We start from the raw sequence: 14772 nt of genomic DNA, 5'->3' as shown, positions 1-14772 counted from the left end.
GACTCGAACGCCATGCACATTTTTCGCAATTCCTTTCTTCTCCTTTGTTTGTTGCTCCCACGCATGGGGCAAGCACAATGTTACACAGATTTTAACCCTGGAGAATTTTATGTCACGGTTTTGAAAAGTGATGGCACGTTGTGGGGTTGGGGATTCAACAATTACTACAATTTAGCGAGTGATCTAGAGCAAAACATTGAGTTGACACCTATACAATTGGGAACTTTTACAGACATCATTGGCAATATTAATGGGGGCAACAACACTTTTGTTTCTCGTTCCAATGGTACGTTTTGGGGTGTAGGGATGAATTCTTATGGTTGCTTGGGAATCAATTCATCAGTTGATGGAGTATTTAATTTTACTCAAATAGGCACGGGTTTATGGAGTAAAGTAGCCAACTACCGAGAGTTTAGTTTTTTTATCAAGAGTGACGGAACGCTGTGGGGTGCCGGTGTTAATGATTCTTACCAAATGGGACAGGGCAGTACTACACCGCTCAGTCAACTGAGTTTGGTACAAATCACTACGGCATCCAATTATATAGATGTGGCTTGTAGTGCATCGAGTACTGGCATTGCTTTGCGCAGTGACGGTACCTTATGGGGTTGGGGAGGAAATTTTTCTGGACTACTCATGCAGGGGTCGAGTACGGGCTTGGTTCCCTTGCCGATTCAATTGGGTACGGAAAATCAGTGGCAGAAAATCAGTTCCTTTGGTGCGCACATACTCGCGTTGAAAACCGACGGTTCTTTATGGTCATGGGGAGAAGGCGGTTATGGACAGACAGGAGATGGGTTGTCCTTAACGTTGTTTCGTAATGTTCCCCGTCGAGTGGGAACGGATACGTGGCGGGAAATTGCTACGGGATTGTTTAGCTCTTACGGAATCAAAACTGACGGTACCTTATGGGCTTGGGGGGCCAATGATTTCGGTCAATTGGGGATAGGGAATTTAATAGACCAGCCCTTGCCGGTGCAAATTGGAACGGATAGTAATTGGGACAAGGTCAAATGCAAGAGTCAGAATTTTGCGATTGCATCCAAAACCGACGGTACGCTTTGGGTATGGGGCGATAATACGTATGGACAATTTGGAAACGGTACATCGGATAACAGCAGTACGGTACCCGTACAAGTTCCGGGGATTTGTTTGTTAAGCTCGCCCGAGGTTACAGCAGCCAGTGCGGTCTTGAAAGGGTATCCCAATCCGGCTAGTGATATTATCACGTTGGATTATACTGCTTTTCCTGAAGCGACAGCCTTGATTTGGTACGATTTAACGGGCCGCATTTTACGTCAAGTGCCATTGCCCCATGGAGAAACCCAATTTACTGAGGATGTGAGTGCCTTGCCAGTAGGGAGTTACCTCACAGCCTTACAAAACAAAAACGGGCAAATTATTACGCAATTACGCGTGTTGATTGCGCGTTAAGCGGAGGTAAACTTAGTTTCAGGTTTAAAGTTTTAGGTTGGATGCCGTGTTTATCAGTCGCAATGGGTAGGGGGTGGAAAAGTGGAAGAGTTTAGGAGTGTAGCAGTAGGTGCGAAAGAACACCTGTTTTCAAATCTTCAAATCATCACATTTTCAAATGAGAGTTTATAAGTGTATTGGGTTTAGGAGTGTAGTGCTTGCCGTGTTGAATACCACAGTTGTCTTTCCTCTTTCCTCTTTCTTCTTGCTTCTTTCTTCTTTCTTCTTTTTGCCACGAAGTAACAAAGGCACTAAGGTTTAAGGCATAAAGATTGCGGCCTTCGGCCGACTTAATAGTCTTAATTTATGCGGTTCGGTGGATTAACTTAATACCTTAATGTTATAAAATTTTGGAACACAATGTTTCACTAAGTTGGGCACAGAGTTTCACAAGGTTTTTTCACCGCAAAGAGGCAAAGTTTGCCAAGTTTACGATTGCAAAGAACCGCGGCCTTTGGCCGACTTAAGACTTTTAATTTATGCGGCTTGGTGGATTAATTTACTACCTTTATTTTTTAGTAGGTGTTGTCGCTCAGTAGCTCAGCTTCTCAGCAGCTCATTTTCTCGTCCAACACCCAACCACATGATCATTCACCATTCCCGTAGCTTGCATGTGGGCGTAGACCACGGTGGTGCCGACAAACTTGAAGCCGCGTTTTTTTAAGTCTTTGCTAATGGCATCCGAAAGCGGGGTAGAGGCGGGTACGTCTTTCAAGGTTCGGGGTGCATTGTCGATGGGATTGCCACCGGTGAAGCTCCAAAAGTAGTCGCAAAACGAACCAAACTCTTCCTGAACTTTTCTATAGGCCTGGGCGTTGCTCACGGCTGCCCGAATTTTCAATTGGTTGCGAATGATACCCGCGTCTTGCAATAATTCCTGGATTTTGGTTTCGGTGTATTGACTGACTTTCACAACGTCAAATTGGTCAAAGGCTTTGCGAAAGTTCTCGCGTTTGGCCAAGATGGTGTACCAACTCAGTCCGGCTTGAAACGTTTCCAAAATCAGGAATTCAAACATTTTTTGGTCGTCGCGCACCGGGCGGCCCCATTCGTGATCGTGATACGCGCGGTACAAATCGTCTTTTTCGCACCAGCTGCAACGGTGTTTAGTGTCCATCTTTTTTTAAATAGTTGTCGATTAACGAATGGCCCAAATAAATAAGCGGTGTCAGTAATATGGCAATCCCAAGTTTGACGGAATAGCCCGTAAACGCGGAAAGAATAAAGGTGTCGTTGTCCATTTTTCCGGGTAGCCAAAAAGCAATTCCCAAGACAATGAAACTGTCAAAGAGTTGGGAAATGACGGTCGAACCCGTACTGCGCAACCAAATCATGCGGTTGCCCGTTTTGTTTTTGACAAAGTGAAATAGGGTAACATCAATTAATTGTGAGACCAAAAAGGCCGTAATACTTCCGATAATAATGAGCATACTCTGTCCGAAAACGGCTTTGAATTGGTCGTCGGTCACCAAACCATCGCCTTTCACAGCGGGAATCTGGAGTCCGATGAACAACAGCACAAACGTATACGTTATCAGCGAAGCGGTGAGTAAAGACAGTTTGCGTACGCCTTTTTCACCAAAATATTCGTTGATGAGGTCAGTAGTCACAAAAACGACTGGCCAGGGGAGGATTCCCAAACTCATCACGGCTTCTCCCACATAAATGAGTTTCCCGCCGATGAGTTCGGCAACCAATGCGTTGGTGATAAAAATACCCGCCAACACGATGTAGACCATATCTTTACGCGTCTGAAACATTAGTCTTCGTAATCCATTAAAGGGTTATAATTGTTACTGTCTTTGCGGTAATTGGCCATCGGACGGTTTTCGTTCAATGTTTCATTCATGATGATGGGCATCAATTTTTCCACCGTATTTTCTTCGTCAATATCTTCCACAACGGGTGATTTGAAAACTTGAGGGAGAATTTTGCCATTTTTCACTACAAATGCCATCGCATGAAACACCTTGGTTCCACTGGGTTTTCCATCTTTCATGGGCTGGGTTTGGTAAAAATAGAAGACCAAATCGTGACCGTCTTTTTGGGTTGTGCGTTTTTCTAAAAATTGTACTTTGTCTTTGGCACCCACTTTATCAAAAAACAACATAGCTGCCTCAGAAATTTCATCGTCTTTGAGTGCATCTAATAAATTGAAGTCGTCTTTTTGTTGCAACAACAAGATGGTGTTGAATTTGGATTTGGGATTCTCCAACGCACTTTGCAATCGTTCTTTAGTCGTTTTGTTGTGCGCCATTTCCAACTGTACAATTTCCAATTGCAAGCTCGGGTCGTCTATCTTCTTCATTTTTTCCAACAACTCATCCACGTTTTTGTTCGAAGGCAAATGGTACAATAAGGAAATGTAGTTGAGTAAATCACTGTATTGGGTGTTTTCTCCCTCTTCTTCACCTTCAGCAGCTACAACATAATCTTCAATATAATTGTCTTCACCATCTTCATCGGCGTTGGCGGCTTTTTTCTCTTGACGGTTCACCATACGTTTGTATTCCAGTTTGGAATGGGTCAAGATAATTTTCTGGAAAGCGGCAATTTTCTTGGGTGATCCCAGTTTCTTTTCGAGAAGTTCGTTGCAAAATAAAATAATCGGTTTGTTGTATTCATCGATGCCGTAGAATTGAAAAATATCGGGGAACAGTACCTTGCTGATTTCCGGTTTTTTTCTCAAATGACCAAAGAGTTGGTAAATTTCTGAGCTGTCTTCAGAAACCGGCAAATCGTATTCCATCAATTGGAGAATGGTTTTAAATGACTTCTCAGTTTCATGCGATGCCAGGGCATTTAAAATCGCCAATTGTTCAATCGATTTGACACCTTCTTCCTTGTATTTTGCCTCGAGATAGGTTTCAATTTCTGGATTTTTCAAATGACTGAGTTCGCTGTACAACGTACTTTTGCCTTCAATTTCTTTATCCTTAAACGAGAAGGTGTCGATAAAGTTTTTAATGCGCTCAAAATCGGATTCTTTCAGACTTAACGAGTAGATGTTTTCAAAGGCCAACTTACGGATGGAATCCGTTTCACTGCGGGCTTCATCCATAAATAACTGAACTTTGTCGTCTAAAAATCCGGCGCCTTCATTGGGCTCCATTCGGAACGAACTGTACACTTTTTCAATAAAAGCATCGTCGTTTTTATAGTCTTTATCCACCAAAGTTTTTAGCATCACTTGGCGGTTTTTATTGGTGATCACTCGAACTTTAATCGCTTGAGCGGCGTCGGTTTTGGTGATGATTGCATCCAATATATGTGCGTTTTGCTCGGTATCCTGCTTGAAGTCGATGAGGGTTACTTTGGATTTCTTTTTGGTTTTAAAATACGTATCCCATTTGGAATGCAATGGATCCGCATCGGGAATCGAATCGTTGTCTTCTTCTTCGATTTCCAAATAGTTCAACGTATTTATTTTTAAACTATCGATCGAACTCAACTGATTGTAACGTCCAATGTATAGTTCATTGATGGATACTCTCTGACCCGAATGGGAGTTAAAAGAAGTATTGATGCGATTTTCACGAAGCGACTTGGGCATGAAGCGGTACATTTCGCTGCGGCTAACGCCTAATATTTTACTTTCATTAACTTTCTCCGGAATTTCAACGGTATACTTACATACAGTATCGCGGTGTACCGTAGTTTTTTGCAATTTAAAAGGAGCAATGGTGAAGGAGTCGAAGAATTTACGCGTATTTTCTTCACCGCTATCTACGGCTCCTAAAAGGTAATATTTGTTGCCTTTGATGAAGGATTTTAATCGGTATTTATGGCTTTCGCTGTCGTTTGCTGATTCAAATACGGTGGTTTTTTCATCAAAGGTTGCGGTTTCTTTCAACTCGTGATTCATGTAGAATTCGTTGTGCAAACGTCCGTGTTGGAAAAAAGCGTCATCCAAGTTTTCAAAGTCGTTCATGGTTTGTTCCAACACAAAATAGTAGCCTTTTTCAGTTGGATCATAGGCTTGGAACGTCACATTGGAATCAAACTTCTCTGAATTGCCATATTGAACACAGTATTCGGGCAGATTAACGCTAAATCCACCTTTGGATGGGGAAACGGTTGCCCAGTTTTTACCAAATCCTTTGATTTTTATGCGGTCGTAAATGCTTTGTTCAAATTTCTTAACATAGTCGTTGGGTCCTACCATACAGATACTAATGATCTCCAGTGGCGTGACATAAAAACGAAAATGTTGGTAGTTACCCGTTTTGGATTTATTTCGCACATCATAACCTACAAACGATTCCTCGGCAATGTCTTTTTTCTCTAAGATTTTACCGGGGATGAATTCGTATAGCAAACTATCGATGGTTTTGGGATTGAATTTATCCTTGCGTTTCACCATAAAATCGTTGAGGGGTAAACGCGTAATGTTGAGAACGCCTCCGTTGGAAATGTCCAACGTACTTTTCATCGGACCAAATTCCAGATCCAAATCGAAACTCACCGCTTGGATCATGTTGTCCTGACTTGCACTGGGTTTGGTTTTTGGAGTAACGTATAATTCTTCCAAAACTTTCTTTTGGGCTTCGCCTTTTTTAGTAAGCGGACCAAGGACGGGTTTTACGGTATAACCTTTGTCGATTAACAATTGTAAAACGCCTTCTTTTCCGGCCAAATGTGCAGCACCTACCGCACTGAACAAACTCCCTTGACGCGCTAAAGAGTCAATGCTTTTGGCCATGATGTAGTTGCGGTCCAAGATGAGAATTTTGTGTTTTTTGGGTCCGTCAGTGAGTTTGCTCAACGAATCTAGCATCACAATGTCTTTCTCGCGGTAGAAGTCTTTAAGTGCAAGATAGGCTGATTTTCCTTTGATGATTTTAGCTAAAACCGCTCTTTTTTCTTCAGCCTCTTCTGAATTTTCTTCTGTTTCGTCTTCGTCGTAGTTGCGGGTTTTTTCATAACGGTTCAAGGCCAAATACGATTCTTTGGCATTTTCTAAACCAACAATTTTCTTGTTGTATTTTTTAGCGGTTTGAAAAATGAACATGTCCAACACCGTGTTTTCGCGATAATCGGCGGATTCACCATCGTTGCCCGAGGTCATGTTGCTGAAATAATTCATATTGGCAAACAAACCCGGAATCTTTTGTTTATCGGCTCCTTTTAAAATGTTATCAGAAAAAAGTTGGTGGGATTCTTGATTGAAATTGGCTTCGCCCAACGCGAGATCAAAAAGGATATCCCATGTTTCGGGATTACTTTCGTTACTCACAATGTCGGCTTCCAATAAATGTTGGTAAAAGGCATCGGATAAATGGTAGGAAATTTTTTCACTTACGTGAAATGTACCGTACACATAGGATTTCTTTTTGAGTCCGTTTCCAGAGATTTCCCATAAAAGTGATTTTTCAAATTGTGCGTGAACCGAACAAGAGAGTAGTAAGAGTACAACGAGGCGAATAGCTGTTTTCAAAATAAAAAGTTTTGGTTTTCAACAAATATACTTAAAAAACAAAACGAAAGTTGTGCTGAATAATTGTTAAAAAATGGTTTTTTTCAGAGGGCAATTGCTTTGCTTTTTTTACATTTGAGTAAATACTAAACTACGATGAGAAATTTATTATTCACTGTGCTGATTGCTGTTCCTATGATGAATCTTGACGCCCAAAACACCAATCCGTTGTTGAACGATTGGAAGGGAAAATATGGCGGAGTGCCCGCTTTTTCCGAATACAAAGTGAGCCAATTCCGCTCGGCGGTGGATGTTGCTATCGCGGATAAGTTGCGCGAAATCGATGTGATTGCTACACTGCCCACGCCGCCTAGTTTTGAAAATACGATAGCTGCCATGGAGCGTTCAGGCAAAAGGTTATCGCACATTAAAGCGATTTTTGACATTTACAGTTCGAATTTAAACACGCCCGAATTTGAGGCGGTAGAAGCGGACATTACCCCCAAATTTTCTGAAGTCAATAACCAAATGTATCAAAACAAAAAGTTGTTTGATCGCATTGCAGCGGTGTACAAAAGTGCCGAAATGAAGAAATTGACGCCGGAGCAAAAGCGATTGGTGACGGTTTACTACCAAAATTTTGTGCGCGAAGGCGCCTTGGCGGATCCCAAAAGCAAAACCCGTATCGCTGAAATCAATAAAGAATTGGCGGGATTGTTCACGAAATTCAGTCAGAACCAATTGGCCGACGAAAACAATTTGTATTTGGCGTTACAAACAGAAGCCGACTTTGATGGTCTTCCTAAGGAGTTGGCCGACGCCGCCCGCAGTGAAGCCAAAGAGCGTCATTTGCAGGCGTTGGGATGTATTGCGAATACGCGTTCGTCGATCGAACCTTTTTTGACCTTTTCTAATCGCCGGGATTTGCGCGAGCAAGCGTTCCGCATTTTCGTGAGTAGAGGTGATAACGACAATGCCAATAATAACAATGCGACTTTGGTGAAGATATTAAAGTTGCGTGCCGAGAAAGCCAAGTTGTTAGGTTTTAAAACCTTTGCGGATTGGAGTTTGTCCAATACGATGGCGCAAAAACCACAACGCACTTTGGATTTAATGTTATCCGTTTGGGAGCCTGCGGTGTTGAAAGTGCGGGAAGATGTTGCAGAAATGCAAAAGATAGTTGCCGCGGAAGGCAACAGTTTTGCGATTGAACCTTGGGATTACCGGTATTATGCGGAGAAAGTAAGAAAGTCCAAATACGATGTAGATGCCAATCAAATCAAGCCCTATTTGCAAATGGAAAAATTGCGTGAAGGGATGTTTTGGGTTGCGGGAGAAATTTTCAATTTGAATTTCAAGCAAGTGTATGACGTTCCTGTTTTTCATCCGGATGTTCGGGTTTGGGAAGTGTCCAACAAAACTACGGGTAAAGTAGTAGGCTTGTGGTATTTTGATCCGTATGCGCGTAAAGGCAAACGTTCGGGCGCTTGGATGACAGCCTACCGTGAGCAAAGTCGTTTTGACGGCGAAGTGATGACGATCGTTTCCAACAATTGTAATTTCATTAAAGGAGCAGAAGGCGAACCGATATTGATTTCGTGGGATGATGCTAGTACGTTGTTCCATGAGTTTGGTCATGCGTTGCACGGTTTGTGTTCGAATGTAAATTATCCGTTGTTGTCGGGAACGAATACCCCACGGGATTATGTAGAGTTTCCGTCACAGATTTTAGAGCGTTGGTTAGCGACACCCGAAGTCTTGAATCGATTTGCGTTGCATTACCAAACGGGAGCACCGATGCCGATGGATTTAGTGAACCGCATTGAAGCGGCGGCCACATTTAACGAAGGATTTTCAACGGTAGAAACCATTTCGAGTGCGTTGGTAGATATGCAATTGCATTTGTTAGAGAATCCGGAGATTGATCCTAAAGATTTTGAAGCGAAGACCTTATACAGTTTGCACATGCCGCACGAGATTGTGATGCGTCACCGTATTCCGCAGTTTGGACATATTTTCTCGGGCGATGATTATGCTGCGGGTTATTATGGTTATTTGTGGGCCGATGCGATTAGTGCGGATGCGACAGAAGCTTTTACGGTAGATGGCAAAGGATTGTATGACAAAGAAGTGGCGAAACGCTTGTTGAAGCATGTGTTTAGTGTGGGGAATACGGTAGATCCTGAAGTTTCTTATCCGTTGTTCCGAGGGAAAAAATCAACGACAGATGCTTTGATGCGTGCACGAAATTTTCCGATAAAATAATGAAGAACCCGGATTGAGTCCGGGTTTTTTAATAGGCACTTCTTAATTAGCCCGGGTTGCAGCGGCAGCCCCGTAACGCAGTGGAGGGCTATAGCGGAAAACCGGAAGGCAGTGGATAAAGACACGATTACGTCTGCTCCAAAAAACAAAAAACCCGATACAAGAGCATCGGGTTTTTTTATTTCAAGTGAATTTAGAATTAACCTAAAGCCGCTCTTTTGAATCCGGTTACAGTTAAACCAGCATCTACTGATTTTACGTAAGCGCTTACACTCATTGAGCTGTCTTTGATATAATCTTGGTTAACCAACGTGTTGTCTTTGAAGAAACGGTTGATTTTTCCTTTTGCGATATTGTCTAACATTGCTTCTGGTTTTCCTTCAGCACGCAATTGGTCTTTTGCAATTTCAATTTCTTTTTCGATGATAGAAGCATCCACTCCTTCTTCGTTCAAAGCGATTGGGTTCATTGCAGCCGCTTGCATAGCTACGTTACGAGCTGCTTCATCAGCACCAGCAACGTTAGCAGACAAAGCTACTAAAGTAGCGATTTTGTTACCTGCGTGGATATAAGAATTCACGAAAGCACCATTTAAACGCTCGAAAGAACCGATTTCGATTTTTTCACCGATAACTCCGGTTTGCTCGATTAATTTCTCTGCTACAGTGATTCCGTTGAAGTCAGCTGCCAATAACGCTTCTTTCGTATCGAAGTTCAATGCTAAAGCGGCTAATTCTTGTGCTAATTTCACGAAACCTTCGTTTTTACCTACGAAGTCAGTTTCACAGTTCAACGAGATGATAGCTCCTGAAGTGCTGTCTGCATTTACAGCAGCGATAACAGCACCTTCAGTCGATTCACGATCCGAACGGTTAGCAGCAACTTTTTGTCCTTTTTTACGAAGGATTTCGATTGCTTTGTCAAAATCACCTTCAGCTTCTACCAAGGCTTTTTTACAGTCCATCATACCCGCACCGGTGATGGTTCTTAGTTTGTTTACGTCAGACGCAGTAATAGTTGACATTTCTTTTTATTTTTTTTGATTAAAAAATTCGTTTAAAAAATCAAATTCCAATTTCGAGATTCCAAACTCCGGGTAACTAAATACCGAGGGAATTTGGAATCCTTCCATTGGAATTTAGTGTTTTATTTATTCTTCAGCTGCTGCTTCAGTAGCCTCAGGAGCTACAGTTGCTTCCACTGTTTCTGCTGTTTCCACTTCTGGAGTTTCATCAGCTTCTTTTTCATTAGTACGGTTTGCTAATCCGTCTTGAACGGCAGCAGTTACTAATGAAAGGATTTTTTCGATGGATTTAGAAGCATCATCGTTGGCAGGGATTACATACTCAGCCTGACGAGGGTCAGAGTTTGTGTCTACCATTGCAAATACTGGAATGTTTAATTTGTGAGCTTCTTTTACTGCGATATGCTCAGCTTTAATATCTACTACGAACAAAGCTGCAGGCAGTCTCGACATGTCAGCGATAGAACCTAAGTTCTTCTCTAACTTTGCACGAAGACGATCGATTTGTAATTTTTCTTTTTTAGACAAAGTGTTGAACGTACCGTCTTTCTTCATACGATCGATAGTAGCCATTTTTTTAACAGCTTTACGGATAGTTACGAAGTTAGTCAACATACCACCTGGCCATCTTTCAGTGATGTAAGGCATGTTTACAGCCGCTGCTTTTTCAGCTACGATGTCTTTTGCTTGTTTTTTGGTAGCTACGAATAAGATCTTTCTACCGGATGCAGCGATTTTTTTCAAAGCTTCGTTAGCTTCTTCAATTTTAGCTGCAGTTTTGTAAAGGTTAATGATGTGGATACCATTACGCTCCATGTAAATGTACGGAGCCATGTTGGGGTCCCACTTACGAGTCATGTGTCCGAAGTGAACACCAGCCTCTAGTAATTCTTTAACGTCTATTTTATTTGCCATCTTTTTAATAGTTTACGTTCCGTTGATTAGCAATTATCGGGCTTTTGAGGGCTTTTTGGGATAATTTAGATGCTAAACTAACTTCCTTTGACGAAAAGGAATAACGGCAACAGATTAATTTCAAACTTAAGTGAACGAAAATCGGATTAACGTTTAGAGAATTGGAATCTCTTACGTGCTTTTTTCTGACCGAATTTCTTACGTTCTACCATTCTTGGATCACGAGTTAGTAATCCTTCTGGTTTTAGGATAGCTCTGTTCTCAGCTTCAACTTCGCACATAGCACGAGCAATCGCCATACGTACAGCCTCTGCTTGACCTGTTGAACCTCCACCGTACACGTTAATTTTAACGTCAAAGTTAGAAGCGTTATCAGTCATTGCTAAAGGTTGTAATACTTTGTATTGCAACGTAGCTGTTGGGAAGTAGTTTTCGAACTCTCTTTTGTTTACCGTGATTTTACCTGTTCCTTCAGAAACGTAAACACGGGCCACAGCGGTCTTTCTACGACCAATTTTGTGAATTGTTCCCATTACTTCAAATCGTTTAAGTTAACGGTTTTTGGTGTTTGAGCAGCATGTTTGTGCTCAGCGCCAACGTATACATTCAAATTGCGGAATAATTGCGCACCTAATTTGTTTTTAGGTAACATTCCTTTGATAGCTTTCTCCACCATGATCGCAGGGTTTTTGCGGTACATTTCTTTGGCAGATAAGCTTCTTTGACCACCTGGATAACCGGTATGGCGGATGTATGTTTTATCCTCCATCTTGTTACCAGTCAGGTTGATTTTCTCAGCGTTGATAACGATTACGTTATCACCACAATCAACGTGCGGGGTATAACTTGGTTTGTATTTACCTCTCAATAGCATGGCTACTTTTGAAGCTAAACGACCTAAGTTATGACCTTCAGCGTCTACAACAATCCACTGCTTGTCTGCAGTAGCTTTGTTGGCTGAAACTGTCTTGTAGCTTAATGTGTTCACAGTAATTAATTTTAATTAAACATTCCATTCCCAATTAAGGGAGTGCAAAAGTACAATTTATTCTCATATATCCAAACGCTAACTTTTAATTATTTTTTTGATTCTTAAAAAATTGGCTCTTAGTGTGCTAAATCCTTTTGTGAAGTCCCGTGTTTACTTTTTGTTCACCGCTTTTTTAACCTTAAAATAACACGACAACGAAAATTTCGTGATTATTTTCGTAATTTTACTTCCAATAAGCACAATTCCATGAAATCAAAAGCTACTTTAAAACAAATTGCCAAAGAATTAGGCGTTTCCGTTTCTACTGTTTCCAAAGCCTTGAATGACAGCCCGGAAATCAGTGAGCCCACCAAACAACGGGTGCAGGAGTATGCCAAGCTGAAAAATTACAAGCCCAATGCGATTGGATTGAATTTGAAAAACCGTTCGACCAAAACCATTGGTGTGATTATTCCGAATATATTGAACTCGTTCTTTGCGAAAGTGTTTACCGGTATCGAAAAGGTGGCTGATGAAAAAGGGTACAAGGTAATGACCTATATATCGAATGAATCCTTGGATAAAGAAGTAACCGCTTTGGAGATGTTGAGCAATGGTGCGATTGATGGATTTATTTTGTCGGTTTCAGAAGAAGCGCAGAAGTTGCACCAGTTTGATCATTTCAAAACCATTATCAATGAAGGGACGCCGATTGTGATGTTTGACCGTATAGCAGAAGAAGTGAATTGTGATAAGGTGATTGTGGATGATTTTGATTCGGCGGTCAATGCGACGCGTCATTTGGTTAAAACGGGTTGCAAGCGCATTGCATTGTTTTCGGCGATTGCGAATTTAAGTGTAGCAAAGTTACGTGCCGACGGTTTTCGTAAAGCCATGGCAGATGCGGGTTTAACGGTTGATGAAGACATTGTGATTTTATCTGATTCGAATGAGGATTTTGATAAAAAAGTTGCGGGATTCTTTGATAGTAAAAAAGTAGATGCCGTGTTTGCTTTGGACGAACATGCTTCAGTGACGACCATGAAATTGGGAATCACCAAAGGATTGCGCATTCCAGACGAACTTTCGGTGATTGGTTTTGCAGATGGGGTTTGGTCCCGTCGCATGACGCCTAGTTTGTCAACCGTGAGTCAGCACGGCCCTGAAATTGGAGAAGTGGCAACACGCTTATTAATTGATCGATTAGAAAAAAAAGAAGAGCACTACAAAGCCAAGACGGTTGTCGTGGCCACCGAATTGCGTCAGCGCGACTCGGTAAAAAAACTTTAGTATAGATGAAAGGACTGATTTTCGCCTTAATAAGTTCCGTTTCGATTTGGGCCCAAAGCACACCCGATGTTTTTGAAATTGCACGCAAAGGAACCGAAAATCAGGCCAAAGAAGCCTTGCTTCAAAACAAAAACTGTTTTAATCTCGTAAATAGTGAAGGATTCACTCCGTTGATTCTAGCTTGTTACAAAGGAAACATTCCCGTAGCAAAGTGTATCATCGCATCAGGAGTAGCCATCAATTACAATTCGCCCATGGGTTCGGCCCTAATGGCAGCTACCGTAAAAGGGAATTTGGAGTTGGTGAACTTATTATTGACCCATCAAGCGGATCCCAATTTGGCCGACGACCAAGGGAACACCGCATTGATTTATGCAGCGATGTTTCAAAATGTGGAAATAGTCAAACTATTACTTTCCCATGGCGCCCATCGCGATGCCAAAGACGAAAAAGGACAAACCGCCTTTGAGCATGCTGTTAAAACTGGAAATGAGCAACTAATACAATTACTAAAACACTAAAAAAACAAAAATGAAAAAGACTACTTTACTTTTATTAGCTTTACCCTTGCTGGGTATCGCGCAGTCCAAAGGAACAAATCCGATCAGTGTGCAAAATCTCAATGCAGGAATGGTATTGAACAACGACACACAAACAGTCACGTTAACGATGGTAGGTCCGTCGGATCGTTGGATTGCCATTCAATATGGGCAATTTACAGGCGGTATGCAGAACGGATCGGACATGGCTTATTTTAATGGAACAACCTTAGTGGATGGTCGTATGAACGGATCTGGACAAACCCCTTCAGCCGATGCGCAAAACAATTGGACGATTACTCAAAATACTGTTAGTAGCGGTATGCGTACCTTAATAGCTACCCGTCCTTTCGATTCGCCAGATGCCACGGATTATGATTTTAACTACGCCGATCAAACGATTGCAATCGGTTTGGCCCGAGCCAATGGGGCTTCTTTTACGCTTTCTAATCATGGAACAGCAAATCGCATCATGAACACGACTTTAGGTTTTACAAATTTGGGAACAACTGAGCTCGTGAAAGAAACTACCCGTGTTTATCCCAATCCGTCTCAAGGTAATGTTACCATTAGTTCGGAATCTGACATTCAATCAGTAGCTATATATCAATTGAATGGAGCATTGGTGCGAACAATCCGACCTGAAACCGCAAGTGCCCAATTGGAGGTTTCTGGTTTATCAACGGGAAGTTATTTGCTCGAAATTCAGTCCAACTCAGAAAAGATTTGGAAAAAAATAGTGGTGGAATAAATTACATTACCTAATTAAAATAAATAGATTAACGACTCTCATTTTTGAGAGTCGTTTTTTTATTGTTGGAAAAAAATAGGAATAGAGATTAAGTAATAAGTTGTAAATTAGTGGCCTATATACCTAACT

Annotated in this window: 12 protein-coding genes; 5 read left to right on the top strand and 7 right to left on the bottom strand. The window is 41.6% G+C overall.

Annotated elements, in window-relative coordinates; translation table 11 throughout:
* Positions 1–12 precede the first annotated feature (12 nt).
* A complete protein-coding gene (locus EQG61_RS01225; RefSeq protein WP_129460051.1) occupies positions 13–1434 on the top strand; it encodes an RCC1 domain-containing protein in 1422 nt (473 codons plus the stop codon).
* A 595-nt stretch (positions 1435–2029) separates the two neighbouring features.
* Here EQG61_RS01225 and EQG61_RS01220 read toward each other — a convergent pair.
* The 3 genes from EQG61_RS01220 to EQG61_RS01210 are packed head-to-tail and all read right to left on the bottom strand — an operon-like array spanning position 2030 to position 6910.
* Complete coding sequence (locus EQG61_RS01220; protein WP_129460050.1) at positions 2030–2590, bottom strand: DNA-3-methyladenine glycosylase I; 561 nt, start codon at positions 2588–2590, stop codon at positions 2030–2032.
* Positions 2580–3233, bottom strand: a complete 654-nt coding sequence (locus tag EQG61_RS01215; RefSeq protein WP_129460049.1) for a queuosine precursor transporter — start codon at positions 3231–3233, stop codon at positions 2580–2582. The genes EQG61_RS01220 and EQG61_RS01215 overlap by 11 nt, the downstream gene beginning before the upstream one ends.
* Positions 3233–6910: a TraB/GumN family protein gene (locus EQG61_RS01210; protein ID WP_164974867.1), complete on the bottom strand. Its 3678-nt coding sequence runs from the start codon at positions 6908–6910 to the stop codon at positions 3233–3235. Before EQG61_RS01210 ends, EQG61_RS01215 begins: the two co-directional genes overlap by 1 nt.
* 135 nt (positions 6911–7045) lie before the next feature.
* Between EQG61_RS01210 and EQG61_RS01205 the strand changes: the two genes are divergently transcribed.
* Positions 7046–9154, top strand: coding sequence for a M3 family metallopeptidase (locus EQG61_RS01205; protein ID WP_129460047.1), 2109 nt, complete (start codon positions 7046–7048; stop codon positions 9152–9154).
* A 199-nt stretch (positions 9155–9353) separates the two neighbouring features.
* Here EQG61_RS01205 and tsf read toward each other — a convergent pair whose 3' ends face one another.
* The 4 genes from tsf to rplM form a co-directional block, all read right to left on the bottom strand.
* Positions 9354–10178: a translation elongation factor Ts gene (gene tsf / locus EQG61_RS01200; protein ID WP_129460046.1), complete on the bottom strand. Its 825-nt coding sequence runs from the start codon at positions 10176–10178 to the stop codon at positions 9354–9356.
* 126 nt (positions 10179–10304) lie between these two features.
* Positions 10305–11093, bottom strand: a complete 789-nt coding sequence (gene rpsB / locus EQG61_RS01195) for a 30S ribosomal protein S2 (RefSeq protein WP_129460045.1) — start codon at positions 11091–11093, stop codon at positions 10305–10307.
* A gap of 146 nt (positions 11094–11239) precedes the next feature.
* Complete coding sequence (gene rpsI, locus EQG61_RS01190) at positions 11240–11626, bottom strand: 30S ribosomal protein S9 (protein ID WP_073363499.1); 387 nt, start codon at positions 11624–11626, stop codon at positions 11240–11242.
* On the bottom strand, positions 11626–12081 hold the full coding sequence (gene rplM / locus EQG61_RS01185; protein ID WP_073363497.1) for a 50S ribosomal protein L13: 456 nt from the start codon (positions 12079–12081) through the stop codon (positions 11626–11628). Before rplM ends, rpsI begins: the two co-directional genes overlap by 1 nt.
* A 249-nt stretch (positions 12082–12330) precedes the next feature.
* Here rplM and EQG61_RS01180 point away from each other — a divergent pair, with 249 nt between their 5' ends.
* Genes EQG61_RS01180 through EQG61_RS01170 form a run of 3 tightly spaced genes read left to right on the top strand, consistent with a single transcriptional unit; the run spans position 12331 to position 14643 of the window.
* Positions 12331–13353 carry a LacI family DNA-binding transcriptional regulator gene (locus tag EQG61_RS01180; RefSeq protein ID WP_129460044.1) on the top strand — a complete coding sequence of 341 codons (1023 nt, stop codon included), beginning with the start codon at positions 12331–12333 and terminating at the stop codon, positions 13351–13353.
* 5 nt (positions 13354–13358) lie between these two features.
* The gene (locus EQG61_RS01175) at positions 13359–13874 is read left to right on the top strand and encodes an ankyrin repeat domain-containing protein (RefSeq protein WP_129460043.1); all 516 of its coding nucleotides are present in this window, start codon (positions 13359–13361) and stop codon (positions 13872–13874) included.
* 10 nt (positions 13875–13884) lie between these two features.
* On the top strand, positions 13885–14643 hold the full coding sequence (locus EQG61_RS01170) for a T9SS type A sorting domain-containing protein (protein ID WP_129460042.1): 759 nt from the start codon (positions 13885–13887) through the stop codon (positions 14641–14643).
* Positions 14644–14772: the final 129 nt, after the last annotated feature.

Source organism: Flavobacterium stagni (genome assembly GCF_004122105.1).
Lineage (GTDB): Bacteria > Bacteroidota > Bacteroidia > Flavobacteriales > Flavobacteriaceae > Flavobacterium > Flavobacterium stagni.
This window is presented reverse-complemented; position numbering and strand designations above follow the sequence as displayed.

What these genes read in the sequence shown, in the direction of transcription:
- EQG61_RS01175 (WP_129460043.1), top strand. Translation starts at nt 13,359, where the DNA reads ATGAAAGGACTGATTTTCGCCTTAATAAGTTCCGTTTCGATTTGGGCC.
- EQG61_RS01170 (WP_129460042.1), top strand. Translation starts at nt 13,885, where the DNA reads ATGAAAAAGACTACTTTACTTTTATTAGCTTTACCCTTGCTGGGTATC.
- rpsB (WP_129460045.1), bottom strand. Translation starts at nt 11,093, where the DNA reads ATGGCAAATAAAATAGACGTTAAAGAATTACTAGAGGCTGGTGTTCAC.
- EQG61_RS01205 (WP_129460047.1), top strand. Translation starts at nt 7,046, where the DNA reads ATGAGAAATTTATTATTCACTGTGCTGATTGCTGTTCCTATGATGAAT.
- EQG61_RS01225 (WP_129460051.1), top strand. Translation starts at nt 13, where the DNA reads ATGCACATTTTTCGCAATTCCTTTCTTCTCCTTTGTTTGTTGCTCCCA.
- EQG61_RS01220 (WP_129460050.1), bottom strand. Translation starts at nt 2,590, where the DNA reads ATGGACACTAAACACCGTTGCAGCTGGTGCGAAAAAGACGATTTGTAC.
- tsf (WP_129460046.1), bottom strand. Translation starts at nt 10,178, where the DNA reads ATGTCAACTATTACTGCGTCTGACGTAAACAAACTAAGAACCATCACC.
- rpsI (WP_073363499.1), bottom strand. Translation starts at nt 11,626, where the DNA reads ATGGGAACAATTCACAAAATTGGTCGTAGAAAGACCGCTGTGGCCCGT.
- EQG61_RS01215 (WP_129460049.1), bottom strand. Translation starts at nt 3,233, where the DNA reads ATGTTTCAGACGCGTAAAGATATGGTCTACATCGTGTTGGCGGGTATT.
- EQG61_RS01180 (WP_129460044.1), top strand. Translation starts at nt 12,331, where the DNA reads ATGAAATCAAAAGCTACTTTAAAACAAATTGCCAAAGAATTAGGCGTT.